Origin of the sequence: Marinomonas gallaica (assembly GCF_001639745.1) — a bacterium.
Taxonomy (GTDB): domain Bacteria; phylum Pseudomonadota; class Gammaproteobacteria; order Pseudomonadales; family Marinomonadaceae; genus Marinomonas; species Marinomonas gallaica.
In genome coordinates, this window is sequence record NZ_LTAX01000013.1 from 103561 (window position 1) to 109718 (window position 6158).

Genomic DNA, 6158 nt, shown 5'->3' on the forward strand with positions numbered 1-6158 from the left:
CCACGCTTCTAGCGGCTTTGATATTTGCGATCTAGTTAATAGGCGACAATAACTCAGGGTTGGTTACGAGGTTACGCACGCCATGGGCATGGTCTTCTTCGAATACATTGCCTTCACACCATTTACCCAACGAAGCAATACTCACCTTTTTAACGTTAGGTCGAACGCTCCATGTCACTTGATAGGGTGAGCCTTTTTCGTTATAGCTTGGCCCTGTGGTGGAGCCTGCGTATTGAACCGGAGTCCCTGTATCAGTCGGAATGTTGATCGCTTGTATTCGTTGGTTATGGTCTTCAAATTTTGCCATATCAACAAAGTCAGCAGCACGATCATCATTCACAACAACAAATACCTGAGCTTCTACTCGTAACTGTGGATTCAGAATAGGATTGGCAACACAAGCCCCTAAGGTAGCACCAGGTTTTACCTGAGATGTAGAATAGACATAATGCACCTCGATGGTATCACCCGATTGCACTGCACTGTGATCGTTAGCACACACCGCTTTTGCCAGTGGTTTCTGCTATGCTGCCGTTAACTGCCCCGAGTATTTGTAGCCAGTGTTGTAGCCATAACCATCGCCATTACCTGCAAAAGTCGTAAACTCGCCGCCTTTGTGCTCAGCATTTTTATGCAAATGAATATTGCATAAGTTCATATTCTCAGAACTTGGCGCAGGACTAAACACCACTCGATTTACACCTAATGTATTATCAATATCGCGCGGAGACTGAGGGCCAATACCTGCGTTTATGGTGTTCTGTGCTAACGCAGCACGCTGCTCTACAATAGTCTTATCCGAAGCCTGCTCAAGGGTTGTTGCGAACGCAGGCAATCCAATTACTGGCAACGATAGCACTGCCAATTTTACCAATGAATGAATGTGCATTTGGTCTCTTCAATTTGAATGAGTGTTCATAAAAGTCTAATAATGCCATAAAAAAAACTAATAACTGATTTTTTTATTACTCAATGGTTATTTTTGAACTAAGCCAGATATAGGATGCAACAGTCTGAATACACGCATAAAGGCAATCTTATCGCGAGCAGGCTTGGTGGAATGCTTGAACTTTAAATTAACGACAGATCATTATTTCAACTGGGTGATTTTGTTAGTGTAACGATTTAAATCCCCATCATCGGCTACCACACAACGCATGAATCCGCCGGATGAAACTGAGCCATTAGTCACTTTTTAAGGTGGGTGGCTTGTTAAGAGTATGCTTTTGAATCAATATGATAAGCGATATTGTTTTATGAAAAGGTCTTTAATCAAATAGGTATCGTTTTGTCTCAGCTTTCTCACATATATTTTCTCATCACGCCTGATGTTCACATGATGGATTTAGCTGGACCTTGCCAAACCTTTCATGAAGCGAAAAGTCGTGGCTTAAATCTGACACTACATTTTATTAGCCCTGTTGAGAATATTAAGAGTCATGAAGGCCTCACCTTCTCTGATCTCAGCGATCTACCCGAGTCGATTAACGAACACGCATTGATTATCGTGTGTGGCTCAAATTATTACGACGGCATCTATACAGACTCGTTAAGCCAGCAATGTATTGCATGGCTGCAATCAGTGCTCTCATCCGATATAAGAGTATTAGGTGTTTGTACTGGCGCATTTCTCTTAGGACACGCAGGGTTACTCGATCAACGTACTTGTACGACGCATCATCAACGCACAGAGGAATTAGCGCGTGTCTTTCCAACAGCAAACGTTTTACCTAATCGAATCTATGTGCAAGACGAGCACATCTACACCTCCGCTGGCGTCACAGCTGGCATTGATTTAGCGCTTGCATTAATTCAACAAAGTGCCGGAGCACAATTTGCCGTGGAGGTGGCACGAGAGTTGGTCGTGTCTCAGCGCAGAATGGCTCATGATCCCCAACTGTCACAGCAAGTCAGCTACCGCAATCACATTCAACCTCTGATTCATGACGTACAAGATTACTTGCAATCTCATCTTACTCATAAGCTATCCGTCACTGAACTGAGCACACGGTTTCGCATTTCTACACGCCATTTACAGCGCGAATTCAAGCTAGCCACTGGACTCACAGTACGTGACTATCTCGTAGAACTGCGTCTTGAAGTAGCCAAGAACTATCTAGATCAGGGCTGCACTATCGAGTCATCTGCTTATCAGGCAGGATTTCCCGATGCAAAAGCTCTGCGCACTGCTTGGAAGAGGAAACTCAACAGCGCTCTGCGCTAGGCCATTACAGCACACCCATCATCATGATGAGGTTTAAAACCCCATAACAGCAACCCAATCACCACAGATAAACAAGACAACCCAATCGTAAAATAGGTAATCCATTGGTAGCTTCCCGTAACATCATAACTAACGCCACCCAGCCAAATCGTGGCGAAGACAAACACTTGGTGCACACTGAATAAACAGCCAAATATCTTGCCTTTTATCTGAGCCCCGTAGGCCTGTAAACACATCAGTGAGGTAACAATTACCGTGCCCATATAACTTAAGCCAAACACCACGGCAAAAACCAGCACTGCTTCCATTGTTTCTGCATTCAGCAGCACCAATAACGATAACGCTCGCATGCCATATAAAGCTGCCAACATCAGTGCTGCTGGCGAAAATCGCAGCAAATACCCTACTAAAAAAGCTCCTACTAGCTCCGCCGCTCCCAGCACACTCAAAGACGTAGCAACGACTGCTGGTGCCCCCTCTACAAAACGCTCTTGCAGCAATGGCACAAGATGGACATCGATATACGCCATGGATGCTCCACATCCACCAAACGACAAAGCTAACAGCAAAAATACAGGCTGTTTTAACAGACTCAGCCACGATCTGTCTTGCACTAAAACTCGCTCACCAGATTGCTGAAATATTCGCTTAGGAAAAGCCATACATAAGGCGATGCTGGCTGGTAATATCACTAAAACAAATACTGCTGCAATCAGCCCACTCAGTGCTTGCCACGTCATGAAATTATGTAGCCACACCCATAATGGAGACAACACCATAAAGCCAATAGCAGTGCCATTTGTGATCGCTGCATAGGCCATACCTTTATGTTTACTGGCAAAGATGTGGTCTACCAACAGCGCCAAGGGAACAAAGGTCATTGCACACAGCGCATAAGAAGCCAACACCCCAAACAGCACCACGAATAACCAAAAATGAAACATCAGCCCCATCAAGCTAAAGGTAAAACACGCAACTAAAACTCCCGATAAAATAGTCAATGCAGGGCCAACACGATCACTGAGCCAACCAACTATTGGAGAGAAAACACCGATGGCTAATCCAAAGATGGAACTGCTCAGTGCAAATTGCCCTCGACTTACGTTGCTCATTTGCAGTAAGTCTAAAAAATACACTTGGTAACTTCCCTTAATTGAAGAAGCCCAAAATGTTATTAAGATACCGATTAAAACTGCTAACGCCTGTTTTTTATTCACTTATTCTCCCCTCATGCGCACACGCCAAGGTGTTTAAAACGAATATTTTAGAGAGTCGACAGCACCATTAAACAGGCCAAAACACGCCATTTATACGGTGAAAAAGTGACATTAAGTGCAGGCTACTGTTAGGGTTCCGTATACCTAAATCTAACCGGATTGAACTAACTACCAGTATTTAAAGGCTAGATAGATGCCAACAAGCCAGCTATGGCAAAAACTGACTTGTTAGCAAGCTGGGGGGAACTGAGCTAGAAGTGACTTTTTGAAATGGGTTGATAATTATCACAGTCTACACTTTTGTGCCGATTTAAAAGTGCATCTTAAGATGTAACGCTTTTAGCAGAGGCTCGCGGCTTTTTGCGCGTCCTGCTAGCTAAACTTGTTAAGTTCCAACTGCACTGCTGACATTGTTGATTCGTCGTACTCCCACAGCTCAACACCTTCTGGAATCAAATGGCTATAAGTACGAATGTAGTATTCCGCTAATGTTTTCTTACGCTTCTCACTATAATCACGAAGTACAAACATTATTTTTCGATAACTCGTAGGGGTAGCTAAAAAATAGTACATAGCTTCATTCCAAACGGTTAGCTTAGCACTTGGTACATTGTCATTTGGCGCAGTCCATTTGTGCGACTTACACTCAATTAGTACTTTTTCTTTTAGGCAGCCCAAATCAAACGCGTGATCTTTCTTGATTTCGCCGATGCCAACAGGGATTTTTATATTAAGCTCAAGAGCAAGCCCTTTACTGGCAAAAAACTTTTGTGCGGCCAATTCAAAATCTCTTCCTACATGAGCATTTGATGTTGCGCCTATTCTTTGATGTGGTTTATCCATGACTCTCCGTGGCATTTAACGCCGCATTAAGGTGTGAGCGGCGCTACCACCCTACCTAACCCATTGTGCCGTAAACACTAAAGCTGATTCAAACCGAAAATGCCAAGCGTTGGGAATCCGTCTTAAACGCTTTGTTATAACTCATTTAGCCGACAAACTCTTCGAAGGGAATATCAGATTCTTTCGCTAAACCTTCATCGAGCATTTCGTTAAACCAAGCTTTTAAAGCTACTTGCATTTCTGGCATTGAAGATTTCCACACAGGTTTGATGTGTTTAACCCAAAGCTCAATCTCTTTCTGTGTATATGTTTGATGCTTACACAAAATACTAGCGACTCTCAGAATACCCTCGGCTGCCTCTTTATCGATTACTTGACTAGGTACTGACCAGTGTTTGTTACCTAAGCAATCTGTGTAAAACCCGACTTGCTTTAGATCGTCTAGTAATGCTGGAAAATCGTTTTTCTCGGAGTAAATACCACCGAAATCACGCAGTTTTGTACATCCATTTGCAACCAAGTAAGGAAATACGTACATCACATTCTTTTTTGTATGGGTGCGATAGGCTTTCCAAGCCTCTTTGACATCATTGCCGTTTCTTGCAACTGCTAACTCGCACAAGATTGAAATTTTACCTGCCTCTTCAATTGCTAACACAGCTATCGAATAAGCCGTCGGATAGCTTTCAAGTTCAAACAGTTTTTCAGCATCACTCAATAGTCGGTTAGCGTTTTGTTGAGCAAAATTCATCCCATCAGCAATTTCACTTGCATTGAGTGTATTTTTCCACTGTTTTAAATTTTTACTCACGATCACTCCTATGAGTTATAACGCCGCGATAAGCGCGCTGTAGTTGCTGTGACAATATGAGCGAAGCGAATCACTGCAACGTAAGTCCGCTTGATTGCCTTGTTAAGAGAGTAACTGCTCAATAGTATGCTCTTCAATTTCTTGACCATACATTGGAACAGATATAATAACGATCTCTCTATCAATGGTAACCCCTTCCTCTATGGCCCTATTGATGTGCTGTAATATGCGCTCATTGCTAATGTTTATGCAATGAAACACACCAAGATTAAAACGATATCTTTCTTTTAATTCGCTTAATTTTGAAAGATCTTCTACGCACTCACCATAACCAATATCTTGCCTTGCTTTTACCTCAACTGCCGCGATTTGATGAGCTGTAGTAAGAGGATCATGAAATAAAAAGTCTGGTGACCGGCGATGCCCAAGAGGCATAATTCCGAGATTTTGTGCGATTTCATAGTCAATTTCCCCTTTAATTATCTCGGAGTGTAGAAATAAATTAGGGTATTTCTTGTCTATTGCCTCATGGAACATTGCTACACGCAAGAAATGATAAAGTTCATAGCAATACACTCTTTCAGAGTAGTTATAATATGAGCGACCAACTCTACCAATTGCATATCTTAACCATCCAAGGAAAGTCTCGGAGTTCATTCTTACCTCTTAACAATTAAGGGTTATACGGCAGCGTAGCTGCGGCTATAACCCACTGTTGAACGGCTGCGTTTCTATATAGGGAATTTTCTTTTTTCATGGTGGGACGTCCCTGTTAAATAACTCGCTAAACATCAGAGTCTGTTTGGACTATGCCGCTTCAGATCGTCTTTGATCGCCGCTATGTTGGTTCATAATGTACCCTTTTGTAGCGTGATTTGACCAGAGAGGCAAGCGCTTCCCTCAGACTTTATGATCTGATCTATTTTTATACCCTGACCTCACTGAGCGCTAATGCTAACTGCCATTGTCCCATGGCAGCATGACGCGAAGCCGTTCTATCACTTTACTCTCAGAAGCATCGCCAAGATAAGTAACAGTACGTTCTCCACAAGCAGGGCATGAG

At 42.9% G+C, this 6158-nt stretch carries 5 protein-coding genes and 1 pseudogene; 1 reads left to right on the forward strand and 5 read right to left on the reverse strand.

The annotated features are described in order from the left end of the window. Positions 1–31 precede the first annotated feature (31 nt). Positions 32–889 (reverse strand): annotated as a pseudogene (locus tag AYW76_RS12975) (delta-class carbonic anhydrase). A 399-nt stretch (positions 890–1288) separates the two neighbouring features. On the opposite strand from AYW76_RS12975, the gene AYW76_RS12980 reads away from it, so the two are divergent. Further along, on the forward strand, positions 1289–2224 hold the full coding sequence (locus AYW76_RS12980) for a GlxA family transcriptional regulator (RefSeq protein WP_156489075.1): 936 nt from the start codon (positions 1289–1291) through the stop codon (positions 2222–2224). On the opposite strand, the gene AYW76_RS12985 is transcribed toward AYW76_RS12980, so the two are convergent. From AYW76_RS12985 to AYW76_RS13000, 4 genes are all read right to left on the reverse strand, one after another. Continuing rightward, complete coding sequence (locus AYW76_RS12985) at positions 2221–3441, reverse strand: MFS transporter (protein WP_067220885.1); 1221 nt, start codon at positions 3439–3441, stop codon at positions 2221–2223. The two genes, AYW76_RS12980 and AYW76_RS12985, sit on opposite strands and share 4 nt — an antisense overlap. A gap of 372 nt (positions 3442–3813) precedes the next feature. Beyond that, complete coding sequence (locus AYW76_RS12990) at positions 3814–4284, reverse strand: hypothetical protein (protein ID WP_067220890.1); 471 nt, start codon at positions 4282–4284, stop codon at positions 3814–3816. 145 nt (positions 4285–4429) lie between these two features. Continuing rightward, positions 4430–5095: an AbiV family abortive infection protein gene (locus AYW76_RS12995; protein WP_067220894.1), complete on the reverse strand. Its 666-nt coding sequence runs from the start codon at positions 5093–5095 to the stop codon at positions 4430–4432. A 102-nt stretch (positions 5096–5197) separates the two neighbouring features. Next, positions 5198–5752: a hypothetical protein gene (locus AYW76_RS13000; protein ID WP_067220898.1), complete on the reverse strand. Its 555-nt coding sequence runs from the start codon at positions 5750–5752 to the stop codon at positions 5198–5200. Positions 5753–6158 lie beyond the last annotated feature (406 nt).